Source organism: Streptomyces sp. NRRL F-5135 (genome assembly GCF_000719775.1).
GTDB classification, from domain to species: Bacteria; Actinomycetota; Actinomycetes; order Streptomycetales; family Streptomycetaceae; genus Streptomyces; species Streptomyces hebeiensis.
On the sequence record NZ_JOHR01000006.1, the window covers coordinates 238,613 to 253,897 of the forward strand.

Annotated in this window: 10 protein-coding genes and 1 pseudogene; all 11 read left to right on the plus strand. The window is 72.4% G+C overall.

The annotated features are described in order from the left end of the window. Positions 1-1,933 (plus strand): annotated as a pseudogene (gene asnB / locus IG02_RS36245) (asparagine synthase (glutamine-hydrolyzing)); the annotation flags it as partial. 31 nt (positions 1,934-1,964) lie between these two features. Further along, positions 1,965-4,181 carry a bi-domain-containing oxidoreductase gene (locus tag IG02_RS0111655; RefSeq protein ID WP_030745111.1) on the plus strand — a complete coding sequence of 739 codons (2,217 nt, stop codon included), beginning with the start codon at positions 1,965-1,967 and terminating at the stop codon, positions 4,179-4,181. Then, complete coding sequence (locus IG02_RS0111660) at positions 4,178-6,154, plus strand: heparinase II/III family protein (RefSeq protein WP_030745113.1); 1,977 nt, start codon at positions 4,178-4,180, stop codon at positions 6,152-6,154. Before IG02_RS0111655 ends, IG02_RS0111660 begins: the two co-directional genes overlap by 4 nt. A gap of 14 nt (positions 6,155-6,168) precedes the next feature. Further along, the gene (locus IG02_RS0111665) at positions 6,169-7,689 is read left to right on the plus strand and encodes a right-handed parallel beta-helix repeat-containing protein (RefSeq protein ID WP_030745115.1); all 1,521 of its coding nucleotides are present in this window, start codon (positions 6,169-6,171) and stop codon (positions 7,687-7,689) included. A 1-nt stretch (position 7,690) separates the two neighbouring features. Next, the gene (locus IG02_RS0111670) at positions 7,691-9,004 is read left to right on the plus strand and encodes a membrane protein (RefSeq protein WP_030745117.1); all 1,314 of its coding nucleotides are present in this window, start codon (positions 7,691-7,693) and stop codon (positions 9,002-9,004) included. A gap of 8 nt (positions 9,005-9,012) precedes the next feature. Continuing rightward, positions 9,013-10,224 (plus strand): glycosyltransferase, encoded by a 1,212-nt coding sequence (locus tag IG02_RS0111675; protein ID WP_030745119.1) that lies wholly within the window; start codon positions 9,013-9,015, stop codon positions 10,222-10,224. Continuing rightward, positions 10,221-11,471, plus strand: a complete 1,251-nt coding sequence (locus tag IG02_RS0111680; protein WP_030745121.1) for a class I SAM-dependent methyltransferase — start codon at positions 10,221-10,223, stop codon at positions 11,469-11,471. Before IG02_RS0111675 ends, IG02_RS0111680 begins: the two co-directional genes overlap by 4 nt. Continuing rightward, positions 11,468-12,274: a glucose-1-phosphate cytidylyltransferase gene (locus IG02_RS0111685; protein WP_030745122.1), complete on the plus strand. Its 807-nt coding sequence runs from the start codon at positions 11,468-11,470 to the stop codon at positions 12,272-12,274. Before IG02_RS0111680 ends, IG02_RS0111685 begins: the two co-directional genes overlap by 4 nt. Further along, positions 12,271-12,918, plus strand: a complete 648-nt coding sequence (locus IG02_RS0111690) for a PIG-L deacetylase family protein (RefSeq protein WP_030745123.1) — start codon at positions 12,271-12,273, stop codon at positions 12,916-12,918. Before IG02_RS0111685 ends, IG02_RS0111690 begins: the two co-directional genes overlap by 4 nt. Positions 12,919-12,921: 3 nt before the next feature. Further along, positions 12,922-13,947 (plus strand): NAD-dependent epimerase/dehydratase family protein, encoded by a 1,026-nt coding sequence (locus tag IG02_RS0111695; protein WP_030745124.1) that lies wholly within the window; start codon positions 12,922-12,924, stop codon positions 13,945-13,947. After that, entirely contained in the window at positions 13,935-15,284 is a 1,350-nt protein-coding gene (locus tag IG02_RS0111700) for a DUF4910 domain-containing protein (RefSeq protein ID WP_030745126.1), read from the plus strand. Before IG02_RS0111695 ends, IG02_RS0111700 begins: the two co-directional genes overlap by 13 nt. Position 15,285 lies beyond the last annotated feature (1 nt).

Sequence of the window (15,285 nt, forward strand, 5' to 3'; positions counted from 1 at the left end):
ATGTGTGGCATCACGGGCACGTACCGGTGGCCGGACGGGAAGGCCGTGACCGACCGGCTCACCGAGATCCTCGCCCATCGCGGTCCGGACGGGGCGGGCCGGTACAGCCATCCCGCCGGTGACGGAGAGGTGCACCTCGGGCACCGCCGACTGGCCATCATCGACCTGTCCGGGACCGGCGCCCAGCCGATGGTCTCGGGCGGCCTCGCCCTGACGTACAACGGCGAGCTGTACAACGCGCCCGAGCTGCGTGCCGAGCTGGCGGCCGCCGGGGCGCGCTTCCGCGGGACCTCCGACACCGAGGTGGTGCTCGAGGCCTGGCGGCGCTGGGGCACGGACTGCCTGCCCCGGCTGCGCGGCATGTTCGCGTTCGGGATCTTCGACGAGCGAACCGGTGACCTGGTGCTCGCCCGCGACCAGCTCGGCATCAAGCCGTTGTTCCTGCTCCGGCGCGGTGCGGGCCTGGTGTTCGCCTCCGAGCTCAAGGCGCTCGCCGCCGCGACCGGTGGGTCGCTGGAGGTGGACCATGGGGCGCTGGTGGCCTCGCTGCTGTACTACTGGGTGCCGGACTCGCGCTGCGCGTTCCGCGAGGCGGAGAAGCTGCCGCCGGGGAGCTGGCTCAGGTGCCGGCCCGACGGCCGGGTGGAGCGCGGCACCTACTGGAACCTCCGGGACGTCGCCGCCGAGGGCCGGGAGCGGGCCCGGACCGGCGAACAGCCGGACCTGGCCGCCGTCGTCGAGGAGTCGACCCGGCGCCACCTGCTCTCCGACGTACCCGTGGCGACCTTCCTCTCCGGTGGCCTCGACTCCAGCTACCTGACCGCGCTCGCGGCCCGCCACCGACCCGGGATCTCCGCCTACACGATCGGATTCCGCCCCGAGGACGCCCGGTTCGAGGCTATGCCGGACGACCTGCGCTACGCCCGGCAGGTGGCCGAGCGGTTCGGTGTCGACCTGCACGAGATCGAGATCGCTCCGAACGTGCTCGACCTGCTGCCGCGGATGACGTACCACCTGGACGAGCCGATCGGCGACCCCGCCGCGATCAACACGTTCCTGATCTGCTCGGCCGCCCGGGAGGCCGGGGTCAAGGTGATGCTCTCGGGGATGGGTGCCGACGAGCTGTTCGCCGGTTACCGCAAGCACCTGGCCAACCTGCTCGCGCTGCGCTACCAGCGCGTCCCGCGGCCGCTGCGGCGCGGGGTGTCCGGGGCCGTGGACCGGCTGCCGGTCGCGACGGCCCGCCGGGGGTACCGTTCGGTGCGCTTCGCGAAGCGGTTCCTCTCCTTCGCCGACCTGCCGGAGGAGACCGCGTTCCGGCGCAGCTACACCATGTACGACCAGGACGAGCTGCTGGCCCTGGTCGATCCGGACCTGGCCGGGACGGTCACGGACGTGCTGACCGAGCACGCGGACGTCTACCGGGACAACGACCTCGACGACTTCGTCAACCGCATGTGCCTGGCCGACGCCCGGATGTTCCTGCCGGGCCTGAACCTCGCGTACACCGACCGGTCGAGCATGGCCGCGTCGACCGAGGTGCGCGTGCCGTACGTGGACGTCGAGGTGGTCGAGGCGGCGTTCGCCGTGCCCGGCGAACGCAAGATCGCCGGGCGGCAGGGCAAGGCCGTCCTCAAGGAGGCGGCCACCTCGATCCTGCCCCGGGAGATCGTCTACCGGCCCAAGGGCCTGTTCAGCGCCCCGCTGCGCGCCTGGATGAGCCGGGATCTGGCACCGCTGGTCCGCGAGGTGGTGCACGACGGCGTGCTCGTCAGCTCCGGGCTGCTGCGCCGCGACGCGCTGGCGCGCATGGTCGCCGAGGACGCCGCCGGGCAGCGGGACTTCTCCAAGCATCTGTGGCATGTGCTGACCCTCGAGTACTGGTACCGCGACGCGACCTCCGGAGTCCGGCCGGAGCACTCGCCCGGCGGCGTGGAAGACGGCTCAGAAACAAGGGGACTTGGGTGAAACAGGTTGTGCAGAACTACAAGAGCGGCGAGCTGGCGGTCCTCGACGTGCCGGTGCCGGGCTGCAAGCCGGGCGGTGTGCTGGTCCGCAGCGCCTACTCGCTGATATCCACCGGGACCGAGCTCATGAAGGTGTCCGAGGCCGGCATGTCGATGCTGGGCAAGGCCCGCTCCCGTCCCGACCAGGTGGCCAAGGTCATGCAGAGCGTGGCCACCAACGGGGTGCCCGCCACCTACCGCAAGGTGATGGGCAAGCTGGACTCCTACACGCCGCTGGGCTACTCGTTGTGCGGGGTGGTCGAGCAGGTCGGCACCGGCGTCGACGATGTGGCGGTCGGCGACCTCGTGGCCTGCGCCGGCAACGAGCACGCGTTGCACGCCGAGCTGAACTGGGTGCCGAAGAACCTCTACGCCCGGGTGCCGGACGGCCTCGCGCCGCGGCACGCGGCCTTCGGCACCGTCGGGTCGATCGCGTTGCAGGGCGTCCGGCGCGGCGAGCCACAACTCGGCGACGTGGCGCTGGTCATCGGCCTCGGCCTGATCGGGCAGCTGGTCGTGCAGCTCCTCGCCGCGGCGGGGGTCCGCGTCGTCGGCGTCGACCCCGACCCGACGCGCTGCGCGCTCGCCGAGCGACTGGGCGCCGCGGCCTGCGGCGATCCCGCGTCCACGGCCGTGGAGGCCGCCGTCGCCGAACTCACCGGCGGTCACGGCGTGGACCAGGTGTACCTGGCCGCCGGCGGCGACAGCAACCAGCCCGTCGAGCTGGCCGCCCGGCTCTGCCGGGACCGCGGCCGGGTCGTCGACATCGGCAAGACCCGCCTGGACCTGCCGTGGAACGCGTACTACGAGAAGGAGCTCGACGTCCGGTTCTCCCGCAGTTACGGCCCCGGGCGCTACGACCCGGAGTACGAGCTCGAGGGGCGCGACTACCCGATCGGCTACGTGCGCTGGACCGAGCGCCGCAACCTGGCGTGCGTCCTCGATCTCCTGGCCCGCGGCAGGGTCGACGTCGAGCCCCTGGTCTCCCACGTCGCCGACTTCGACGACGCCGCCGAGACGTACCGGAGCCTGAAGGACGGCGGCCTGAAGGCCGTGGCCGTGCTGTTCCGGTACCCCGGACCCGCGGCGGAAGGAGCAGCGGAGGAAGGAGCAGCGGAGGCCCCGGCGGTCACCGTGCCCGCGGTACGGCGCGGCGGCGGAGCGACCGCCCCGGCCCGGTCCGCCAAGGCGCCGGTGAGGCTGGCGTTCGTCGGCGCGGGGAACTACGCGACCTCGATGCTGCTGCCGCACCTGGCACAGCGCGACGGCGTCGAGCTGTCGGCCGTCGTCACCACGACGTCGCTGTCCGCGGCCAACGCGCGACGGAAGTTCGGCTTCGCCGAGGCGACCACCGATCTCGACGCCGTGCTCGGAGACACGTCCATCGACGCGGTGTTCGTGGTCACCCGGCACAGCTCGCACGCCGAACTGACCCAGAAGGCACTACGGGCCGGCAAAGCGGTGTTCGTGGAGAAGCCACTGGCCCTCACCGAGGACGAGCTGGCCGGCGTGCTCACCGCCGTGGAGGAGTCCGGCAACGACCGGCTGCAGGTGGGCTTCAACCGCCGGTTCGCGCCGCTGTTGCGGGAGGCCAGGAATCGGTTCGGCGTCCGGACCGGTCCGGCGAGCCTGCGCTACCTCGTCAACGCGGGCCGGCTGCAGCACGGCAGCTGGTACCTCCACCAGGGCACCGAGGGCTCGCGCTTCGCCGGCGAGGGCGGACACTTCATCGACACGGCGAGCTGGCTGCTCGACGCCGACCCGGTCTCGGTGTACGCGGCCGCCACGTCCGGCAACGAGGGCAGCGGTGACATTCAGGTGGTGCTGCACTACCCGGACGGGTCCACCGCCACCATCAGCTACGTCACCACCGGCGCGCCCGGCTTCCCCAAGGAGACGCTGGACCTCGTCGCCGACGGCAAGGTGCTGAGGCTCGACGACTTCGTCCGTGCCACCGTGTACGACGGCCGCCGCAAGCGGTGGGTCAGTTCGCGGCTGCCCAAGGCCCGGGACAAGGGCCAGTCCGCCGAGCTGGCCGCGTTCGTCAAGGCCGTGCGGACCGGCGGGCCGATGCCGGTGCCGCTGGAGTCGCTGGTCGCCACCACGTCGGCCACCCTCGCCGTCCGGGCCGGCCTGGCCGGCGGCGCGCCGGTGACGTTGGCGAGGGCGCGATGACGGTGAACCCGGGGAGTCCGGGCTGGTACCTGCGGCGGCTGTCCCGGATGGGACCGCGGGAGGTCGGCGGCCGGGTGGGCGACGCGGTGCGCAGGCGGCGGTGGCGGTCGGCGCCGCCCGCGTGCCCGGCGGTGACCGGCGCCCGTTTCACCGCGGCACTGCCCGCCGGGGCGATCGCCGCCGTACCCCCGGACGCCGCGAAACGTCTCATCACCGAGGCGGACCGGCTGATGCACGGGCAGGCCGAGTATTTCGGGGTGGTCCGCGACGACCTCACCGACCCGGACTGGTGGCGCGACCCGAGGACCGGGCGCCGGGCTCCGTCGGGCTACGCCTTCGACGTGCCGTACCGGAACGAGGACGCGGTCGGGGACATCAAGCAGATCTGGGAGCTGTCCCGGCATCAGTACCTCACCGTGCTCGCCGCCGCGTACGCGGTCACCGGGAACGAGCGGTACGCCGAGCGGGTCGCCGAGCACCTGCGGTCGTGGTGGGCGGCCAACCCACCGCTGCGCGGCGTGCACTGGACCAGCGGCATCGAGTTGGGCATCCGGCTCCTCTCCTGGGTGTGGATCCGCCGGCTGCTCGACGGCTGGCCGGGCGCGGCCGGTCTTTTCGAGGGCGACCCGGTGGCGCTGAACCAGATCTGGCACCACCAGCGCTGGCTGGCCGCCTTCCCCAGCCGGGGGTCGTCGGCGAACAACCACGTCATCGCCGAGGCCGCCGGGCAGTTCGCCGCGGCCTGCGCGTTCGGGTGGTTCCCCTCCTCGGCGCGCTGGCGAGCCGACGCGCTGAGGTCGCTGGAGCTCCATCTGCGCGGCAACACCTTTCACTCCGGCCTCAACCGCGAGCTGGCCACCGAGTATCACGGACTTGTCCTCGAGCTCGGCCTGGCCGCGGTGGCCGAGGCGGACGGAGCCGGCGTGCCGGTCCCCGCGTCGGTCCGGCTGGTCCTGCTGCGGATGACCGACGCGCTCGCGGCCGTCGTGGACAACCGGTTACGGCCGCCGCGCCAGGGCGACGCGGACGACGGGCACGGTCTGGTCGTCGACGGCGCGGGCACCGACCGCTGGGCCTCGCTCCTCGCCACGGGGGACGCCGTGTTCGGCCGGCTCTCCTGGTGGCCGGAGGTGACCGGCACCGATGTGCGCACCCCGCTGCTCGCCGCGCTCATTCGGCCGTACTCGAAGAACGAGGCGGCACCGGCCGTTTCCCGTCCCCCGAGCCGGCCGGCCCATTTCGCCGACGCGGGGCTCACCATCCTGCGCGGTCCCGCGGAGATCTGGTGCCGCTGCGACGGTGGTCCGCACGGCTTCCTGTCCATCGCCGCGCACGCCCACGCGGACGCGCTGTCCGTGGAGGTCCGGCACGACGGGGTCGACGTGCTCGCCGACCCGGGGACGTTCTGCTATCACGGGCAGCCCGAGTGGCGGCAGTACTTCCGGTCGACCCTGGGCCACAACACCCTGCGGCTGGACGGCGGTGACCAGTCCGTCTCCGGCGGCCCGTTCCTGTGGACCCGGCACGCCCGCAGCCGCGTCCTGGCCGTGGACGCGTCCGGCGCCTCCGACGCGGGGGTTGTCCGCTGGTGTGCCGAGCACGACGGTTACCGGCCCTCCGTGCACCGCCGCCGGGTGGAGCTGACCGCCGCGAGCAAGGAATTGCGGGTGGTCGACGAGGTGCGCGGCCCGCGCCGGGCCGTGCGGCTGGCGTTCCACCTCGGCCCGGCGATCGCCGCGGACCTGGCGGGCGACCGGGCGGAGCTCACCTGGACCCGGGACGGCGAGGACCGCTCCGCGGTGCTCGACCTGCCCGGGCAGCTGAGCTGGCGAGCGCATCGCGGCGAGAGCGACCCGCCGCTGGGCTGGTACTCCGCCGGCTTCGGCCGCAAGGAACCCGCCACCACGCTGGTCGGCACCGGATTCGCCGACGGCGCGGAGGGGTTCACCACCGTGCTCGGGTTCCGCGACTAGGGGAGGGAGGAAGCGTGGGGACGAAGTGGCTGCGCCGGGTGGCGCCGGCGGCACCGCTGGCGCTGACCCTGCTGGCGGCGACCGGCTGTGAGAGCACGCCGGACGCGCGGCCCGCGCCGACCGCCGCGCCGGCCACGTCCGTGGCCCGGGTGTGCGCCGAGCCCCCGGCCGGGCCGGCGGAGGCGCCGGCGGGCGCGGTGACGGTCGACCCCGCGGTGGTCGGCGACCTGGCCGAGAAGACGAGAAGCAGCCCCCCGGGCACCACGTTCTGGCTCCGGTCGGGCAAGCACAGGCTCGAACCGGAGCGCTACGCCCAGGTCATCGCCAAGGAGGGGAACCGCTACCTCGGCGCGCCGGGCGCGGTGCTCGACGGCGGGAAGACCAACAACTACGCGTTCAGCGGCACCGCCCGCGACGTCACCATCCGCCACCTGACCGTGCAGCGCTTCGTCGCGCCGAACAACGAGGGCGTGGTCAACCACGACATGGCCGACGGGTGGGTGATCGAGCACGCGAGGATCCAGTACAACTCCGGCGCCGGGCTGATGGCCGGCGCCCGCCAGCGGGTCCGCGCCAGCTGCCTGCGCGGCAACGGGCAGTACGGAATGAACGCCTACAAGGCCGGCGACTCCATCAGGGGCCTGGTGGTCGAGGGCAACGAGATCGTGGGCAACAACACCGACGACTGGGAGCGGCGGAAGCCGGGCTGCGGCTGCACCGGGGGCATCAAGTTCTGGGCCGTCGACGGCGCCGACATCCGCGGCAACTGGGTGCACGACAACCGCGGGGCCGGGTTGTGGGCGGACAACAACAACAACGACTTCCGCATCGAGGACAACCTGCTCGAGGCCAACGACGGTGCCGCGCTGATGTACGAGACCAGCTACAACGCGGTCATCAGGAACAACACGATCCGGCGGAACAACTGGGTCGAAGGCCGCACGTACGCCGACCGCGGCGACACCTTCCCGTACGCGACCCTCTACGTGTCCGAGTCCGGCGGCGAACCACGGGTCCGGGCCCGCACGGACAAGATCGAGATCTACGGGAACCTGCTGGAGAACAACTGGTCCGGGATCACCCTGTGGGAGAACGCCGACCGGTTCTGCAACAGCCCGGCCAACACCTCGACCGGTTACTGCACGTTGCTGGTGCGGGACACCGACCGCTGCGCGCGGCCGGCGATCGCCACCGCACCGCTCTACGCCGACTGCCGGTGGCGGACCCAGCGGGTGGACATCCACGACAACCGCTTCCTGCTGGACACGTCCGTCGTCCGGTGCGACGAGGAGTGCGGCCGGATGGCGGTCCTCGCCAACTACGGCACCTACCCGGACTGGTCGCCGTACAAGGGCAAGCGGGTGGCCGAGGCGATCACCCTGAAGCAGCGCAACCGCTGGTACGACAACGTCTACGCCGGACCATGGAGCTTCGTCGTCCACGACACGAGCCGGACGCTCGACTCCGGGCAGTGGCAGGGCACGCCGTACCAGCAGGACGCGGGCAGCACCTTCCGGTCACGGGCCGGTGATTGAGATGAGCGGATACCTGGCGCGCGGTGGGCCGCCGGGCGGAGCCGATACGGCGGGCGCGCCGCCGGGCGCCGAACCGCGCCCTGCCGGCACACCGAGGACCGTCGGGATCGTGTGGGGGCTGCTGGCCCTCAACACGCTCGGCTCCGCCGGGGCGAAGACCATCGTCCCGCTGCCCCGCTCCCTCATCCAGATGGTGACCATGGGCGCGCTGGGCGCCGCGTTCGCGCTGGCGCTCGCCGTCAATCTCCGGCTGCGCGTCCGGTCCAGCGCCTTCGTGTTCCTGCTCACCCTGCTGCTGGTGCCGAGCGTGATCTCCAGCGTGAACCTGGAGGTGGGGTTCGGCGCGCTGTTCCGCTGCGCCCGGCTGGCTCTCTTCGTCGGCACGCTGTGGCTGCTCAGCCGCTGGTGGGACGGCAGCCTGACGTTCGTCCGCCACCACATCCGGATGTACTTCGCGGTGCTCGGGCTGGTGGCCGCCGGGCTGGTCGCCTCACCGGGCACGGCCCTGCCCGAGTACTACGGCGGCCGCCTCGTCGGCGCGTTGTGGCCGCTCACCCCGCCGCAGATCGGACAGTACTCCGCGGTGATCATCGGGCTCACCGTGCTGCTCCTGCTGGGCCGCCGGACCACCGGGGCCGGCGCGGCGGTGATCATCGTGCCGTCACTCGTCCTGCTCGCGCTGACGCATACCCGGACGGCCACGCTCGGCCTGCTCGTCGGGTTGGTGCTGGCGATCGGCTCGCTCACGCTGACCAGCGCCGCCGCCCGCCGGTTCTTCGCCTGGGCGGTGCTGTGCGCCACGGTGGCCGCGGTGGTGTTCAGCTCCGCGCTGCAGGCGTGGTTCCTGCGCGGACAGAGCCAGGAGAACCTGTCCAGCCTCACCGGCCGGGCCAAGGTCTGGGACGCCCTGCTGGCAGCGCCCCGGACGACCTCGGAGCAGGTGTTCGGCGTCGGCCTGGGCGACAAGTCGTTCGGCGGGCTGCCGATCGACAACAGCTGGCTGGCCGTCTACAACGAGCAGGGTCTGATCGGCGTCGCCCTCGTGGCGGCGTTCATCCTCGTGCTGGGCGGCGTCGCGTTGCTGCGGCCCCCCTCCCCGGCGCGGGCCTGCGCGATCTTCCTGATCAGCTACGTCGGGATCTCGTCGTACACCGAGGCCGGCCTCGGTGACGCCTCGCCGTATCTGCTGCATCTGGCCCTGGCCGCCTCGCTGCTCGCGGCACCCGCCGCGGCCACGCCGCGGCCGACGGCCACGCTCCTGACGACGACGGCGACGGTTCCTCGACGACGTATCCCGCTATGGGCCCGGAGGTGACCTTGAGCATGCACGTTCTCGTGGCGCACAACCGCTACTCCTCGGCGCAGCCGAGCGGGGAGAACAGGGTGGTCGACCAGGAAGTGGGGCTGCTGCGCGCGGCCGGCCACCGGGTCGAGGTGTTCGAGCGGCGCAGCGACGACATCGCCGCCCGGTCCCTGTGGGGCAAGGCCGCGGTGCCGCTCCTGGTGCCGTGGAACCCGGCGGTCCGTACGGAACTCGCCGCGCGACTGCGCGCCGAGCGGCCGGACGTGGTGCACGTCCACAACGTCTTCCCGCTGCTGTCGCCGGCGGTCCTCGCCGCCTGCTCCGACGTCGGCGTACCCGTCGTCGCCACGCTGCACAACTACACCCAGGTCTGTCCGCCCGGCACGCTGCACCGGGACGGCCGGTCGTGCACCGAGTGCGTCGGGTCGGCGGCGTCGCTGCCCGCCGTCCGGCACGGCTGCTACCGGAACTCCCGCCTCGCGACGGTGCCGCTCGCCGTCGGCCTGACGGTCAACCGGCGGCGGTGGTGGTCCGGCGTGGAGCGGTTCTTCTGCATCTCCGCGGCGCAGCGCGACATCCTGGTGCGGTCCGGCATGCCGGCCGACCGGCTGGTGGTGAAGCACAACTTCGTGCCGGAGCCCGGCACCCGTCGAGCGGGCGCCGGCGAGCACCTGCTCTTCCTCGGCCGGCTCGCGGAGGCCAAAGGAGTGCGGCTGCTCATGGCCGCGTGGGACGAGATCGCGGCGGACGGCGGTGTCGGCGTACCGCTCGTGCTCGCCGGCGCGGGGCCGCTGGAGGGCGAGGTGACCGCCTGGGCGGCGGGCCGGGACGACGTGCGGTACGTCGGCCTGTACGACCCGGCCCAGTGCCGGCGGGCCGTCGCGCGGTCGGTCGCCGTGGTGGCTCCTTCCACGGCCCGGGAGACGTTCGGCCTGGTGGTCGCCGAGGCGATGGCGGCGGGGGTCCCGGCCGTCGCCGCCGGTCACGGCGCCTTCGTGGAACTCGTCGAGGACGGGGTGACCGGGCTGCTGCACCGGCCTGGCGAGCCCGCCTCGCTCGCGTCCCGCGTGCGCCGGATCGTGACCGAGGGGGCCCGCAACCGGGAGATGGGCGAGGCGGCCCGGCGCCGTTACGAGCAGTACTTCAGCCCGGCCGTCGGCCTGGAGCGCCTGGAGGACGAGTACCGCTCCGCGATCGCGGGTCGGACGGAATCAATGGGGGGCAGTAAATGACACGATGCCGACTCTGCGGCTCGGCGGCGCTGGCGAGCGTCGTCGATCTCGGGGCGACGCCACCGTGCGAGAGCTTTCTCGCCGCGGACCAACTGGATCAACCGGAGCCCGCGTACCCGCTGCACCTGCGGGTCTGCACCGACTGCTGGCTGGCCCAGATACCTCCGCTGATCACACCGGAGGAGACGTTCACGCAGTACGCGTACTTCTCCTCCTACTCCACCTCCTGGGTGGAGCACGCGCGCACGTTCGTCGCCGACGCCGTACAGCGCCTCGCTCTCGGCCCCGACGCCTTCGTGGTCGAGGTCGCGAGCAACGACGGGTACCTGCTGAGGCACGTGGTGGACCGGGGGATCCGCTGCCTCGGCATCGAGCCGTCGGTGAACGTCGGCGCCGCGGCGCGGGAGGCGGGGGTGCCCACGCTCACGGAGTTCCTGTCCCCGGACACCGGCTCGCGCGTCCGCGCCGAGCACGGCCCGGCGGACCTGGTCGTGGCCAACAACGTGTACGCGCACATCCCCGACGTGGTCGGGTTCACCCAGGGCCTGCGTGCCCTGGTCGCCGACGACGGCTGGGTCTCCATCGAGGTGCAGCACCTGCTGACCCTGATCGAGGAGAACCAGTACGACACGATCTACCACGAGCACTTCCAGTACTACACGGTCGCGTCCGCCATCCGGGCGCTCGAGAGCGGCGGACTCGCGCTCGTGGACGTCGAGTTGCTGCCCACGCACGGCGGTTCCGTCCGGCTGTGGGCCCGGCCCGCGGAGGTGGCCGGCGATCCGAGCCACCGTGTGGCCGACGTACTGGCCCGGGAGAAGGCCGCCGGACTGCTGGAGCTGTCGGGGTACAGCGAGTTCTCCGCCCGGGTGGCCACGGTGCGCCGGGACCTGCTGCGGTTCCTCATCGAGGCGGCCGAGCGCGGCGAGACGGTCGTCGGCTACGGCGCCCCGGGCAAGGGCAACACCCTGCTCAACCACTGCGGCATCCGGCCCGACCTGCTCCCGTACACCGTCGACCGCAACCCGTACAAGCACGGCAGGTTCACCCCGGGCACCCGCATCCCGATCCTGCCGCCCGAGCGGATAGCCGCCGACCGGCCGGACTACGTCCTGGTCCTCCCGTGGAACCTGCGGGCCGAGCTGGTCGAGCAACTGTCCTTCATCCACGACTGGGGCGGCCGGCTGGTCTTTCCCATTCCGGAACTGAGCATTGTCGAGGTCGCGCCGAAAGAGGTCACAGCATGAAGGTCGTTCTGTTCTGCGGCGGCTACGGGATGCGGATGCGGAGCGGTGCCGCGGACGACATGCCCAAGCCGATGGCGATGGTCGGACCGCGACCGCTGATCTGGCACGTGATGCGCTACTACGCGCACTTCGGGCACCGGGAGTTCATCCTGTGCCTCGGCTACGGGGCGCACCACATCAAGGACTTCTTCCTCAACTACGAGGAGACGACGTCCAACGACTTCGTGCTGCGGGGCGGGCGGACCGAGCTGCTGTCCACGGACATCTCGGACTGGACGATCACGTTCGCGCAGACCGGCATCGAGTCACCGATCGGGGAGCGGCTGCGCCGGGTGCGGCACCACCTGGACGGCGACGAGATGTTCCTCGCCAACTACGCCGACGTGCTCACCGACGCCCCGCTGGACGTGATGATCGACCGGTTCGCCCGGCGCGACGCCGGTGCGTCGATGATGGTGGTGCCGCCGCAGTCCTCGTTCCACTGCGTGGACCTGGGCGAGGACGGCCTGGTGGGCGGCATCACCGCGGTGAGCGACCTGCCGCTGTGGGAGAACGGCGGCTACTTCGTGCTCCGCCGGGAAGTCTTCGACCACATACCGGAGAACGGGGACCTGGTCGCCGACGGCTGCGCCCAACTGGCCAAGCGGGGGCGGCTGGTGGCGCATCGGCACCGCGGCTTCTGGAAGCCGACCGACACCGTGAAGGAGCGGGCCGCGCTCGACGCCGCGTACGCCCGGGGCGACCGCCCGTGGGCCGTGTGGGAACGGGACGGCGCGGGGGCGACCGCCGGAGCGAGCGCGTGATCCGCCTCGGTGCCGGGCCCCTGGAGCGGATCGTCGCGGTGGGCGCGCACTGCGACGACATCGCCATCGGAGCCGGCGGCACGCTGCTGACGCTGTGCCTCGCGCGGCCGGGTGTCCGTGTCGACGCGCTGGTGCTCTCCGGCGGCGGCGGTGAGCGCGAGCGGGAGGAGCGGGCCGCGCTCACCGCCTTCTGCCCGGGCGCCGACCTGCGGCTGACCGTGCTCAAGCTGCCGGACGGCCGGCTGCCCACGCACTGGGACGAGGCCAAGGCCGCGGTCGAGGAACTGCGGGCGCGGACGGAGCCGGATCTCGTGCTGGCGCCGCGCACCGATGACGCGCACCAGGATCACCGCGGCCTGGCGAAGCTGATACCCACCGCGTTCCGCGACCACCTCGTGCTCGGCTACGAGATCGTCAAGTGGGACGGCGACCTCGGCCGTCCGGCGGCGTACCAGCCGCTGCCGCCCGAGATCGCCGAACAGAAGGCGCGGCTGCTGCAGGAGCACTACCCCTCGCAGCGGCACCGGCCCTGGTACGACCGGGAGGCCTTCCTCGGTCTGGCGCGGATCCGCGGCATCGAATGCCACGCGCGCTACGCCGAGGCGTTCGCCGTCACCAAACTAACTCTCGACCTGGGGGAATGAACCTTGCGCGTACTGCTCACCGGGCACCAGGGCTACCTGGGCACCGTGATGGCCCCGGTCCTCACGGCCGCCGGACACGATGTCGTCGGACTCGACTCCGGCCTGTTCGCCGACTGCGTCCTCGGCCCGGCGCCCGCGGACCCTCCGGGACCGCCGGTGGACCTGCGTGACATCACGGCCGACCACGTGGCCGGGGTGGACGCCGTGATCCATCTGGCCGCCCTGTCCAACGACCCGCTGGGATCGCTGGCCCCGGAACTCACCTACGACATCAACCACCACGCGTCCGTACGCCTGGCCCGACTGGCCCGCGACGCCGGAGTGCGGCGCTTCCTGTACGCGTCCACCTGCTCCGTCTACGGCGCCGCCGGCGGCGACGGCCTCGTGACCGAGGACGCGCCACTGCGCCCGGTGACGCCGTACGCGGAGTCCAAGGTGCGGGTGGAGGACGACCTGCACGCGCTGGCCGACGGCGACTTCAGCCCGGTGTACATGCGCAACGCCACCGCGTTCGGCTACTCGCCCCGGCTGCGCGCCGACATCGTGCTGAACAACCTGGTGGGTCACGCGCTGCTGTCCGGCGAGGTCCTGGTGCTCTCCGACGGCACCCCCTGGCGCCCGCTGGTGCACGCCGCCGACATCGCACGGGCGTTCACGGCAGCGTTGACCGCGCCACGCGAAGCGGTGCACGACCGGGCGTTCAACATCGGCAGCGAGACCAACAACGTCACGGTCGCGGAGATCGCCGAGCAGGTCGCCGAGGCGGTGCCCGGCGCGAAGGTGGTGATCACCGGGGAGACCGGGGCGGATCCGCGGTCGTACCGGGTGGACTTCTCCCGGATCCGCGCCGCGATACCCGGCTTCGACTGCGAGTGGACGGTGAAGCGGGGCGCGCTCGAACTCGCCGACGCGTACCGCAAGTTCGGCCTGACCCGGGAGGACTTCGAGCGACGCTTCACCCGGCTCGCCGTGCTGCGCGCGGCGTCCGACGCCGGCGCCGTCGACGACACCCTGCGGTGGCGCCGGTGACCGAGGTCGGCGAGGAGATGCACGCGCTGGTGGAGCGGCTGTACCCGCTGTGCCGGAGCATCACCGGCGACGGTGTGCGCGCCACCCTGGACATCGTCGGCGAGTACGTCCCGCTACGGGTGCACGAGGTGCCGACGGGCACCCAGGTGCTCGACTGGACGGTCCCGCAGGAGTGGAACATCCGGGACGCGTACATCGCCGACGCCGCCGGCCGCCGGGTCGTCGACTTCGCCGCGTCCAGTCTGCACGTGCTCGGCTACAGCGTGCCGGTGTCGGCGACCATGCCGCTGGCCGAGCTGCGCGAACACCTGCACACGCTGCCGGACCACCCGTCCTGGGTGCCGTACCGCACCAGCTACTACAAGCCGGAATGGGGGTTCTGCCTGGCCCAGGAGACCCTGGACGCGCTGCCGGACGGCGAGTACGAGGTGTGTATCGACTCCACCCTCGCCGACGGCCACCTCACCTACGCCGAGCACGTGGTCCCCGGGCAGGTCGCCGACGAGGTGATCGTCTCCTGCCACGTCTGCCACCCGTCGCTGGCCAACGACAACCTGGCCGGCATCGCGGTGGCGACGTTCCTGGCCCGGGCGCTGGCGGAGCGGACGCCGTACTACACCTACCGGTTCATTTTCGCGCCCGGCACCATCGGGGCGATCACCTGGCTGGCCCGCAACGCGGATCGGGTGAACGGGGTGTCTCCCGCTCCGGGGGCGCCCCCCGGCCGAAGGCCGGGGGAAGAGCCGAGAGCTCGGGGAAAGGTCGAGCACGGCCTCGTGCTGGCCTGCGCCGGCGACCCGGGGCAGCTGACGTACAAGCAGAGCAGGCGCGGCGACGCGGAGATCGACCGGGTGATGCGGCACGTGCTGGCCGCGTCCGAACGCCCGCACCGCGTCACCGAGTTCACTCCGTACGGCTACGACGAGCGGCAGTTCTGCTCGCCCGGGTTCGATCTCGGCGTGGGCTCGCTCAGCCGGACCCCGTACGCCGGTTACCCCGAGTATCACACCTCGGCGGACAACCTGGACCTCGTCTCCCCGGAGGCGATGGCGGACACCCTCTCCGTCTGCCGCGAGGCGTTCGCCGTCCTCGACCGCAACCGGCGGTACGTCAACCTCAGCCCCTACGGCGAACCGCAGCTGGGCCGCCGGGGGTTGTACGACGCGCTCGGCGGCCGCAGCGACACCAAGCAGGCCCAGATGGCCATGCTCTGGGTGCTCAGCCTCTCCGACGGCGAGCACGGCCTGCTGGACGTCGCCGAGCGGTCCGGGCTGCCGTTCGACGCCGTCGCCGCCGCGGCCGACGCCCTGGTCGCTGCCGGGCTGATCAAGGCATGAC

What these genes read in the sequence shown, in the direction of transcription:
- IG02_RS0111685 (WP_030745122.1), top strand. Translation starts at nt 11,468, where the DNA reads ATGAAGGTCGTTCTGTTCTGCGGCGGCTACGGGATGCGGATGCGGAGC.
- IG02_RS0111680 (WP_030745121.1), top strand. Translation starts at nt 10,221, where the DNA reads ATGACACGATGCCGACTCTGCGGCTCGGCGGCGCTGGCGAGCGTCGTC.
- IG02_RS0111675 (WP_030745119.1), top strand. Translation starts at nt 9,013, where the DNA reads ATGCACGTTCTCGTGGCGCACAACCGCTACTCCTCGGCGCAGCCGAGC.
- IG02_RS0111670 (WP_030745117.1), top strand. Translation starts at nt 7,691, where the DNA reads ATGAGCGGATACCTGGCGCGCGGTGGGCCGCCGGGCGGAGCCGATACG.
- IG02_RS0111660 (WP_030745113.1), top strand. Translation starts at nt 4,178, where the DNA reads ATGACGGTGAACCCGGGGAGTCCGGGCTGGTACCTGCGGCGGCTGTCC.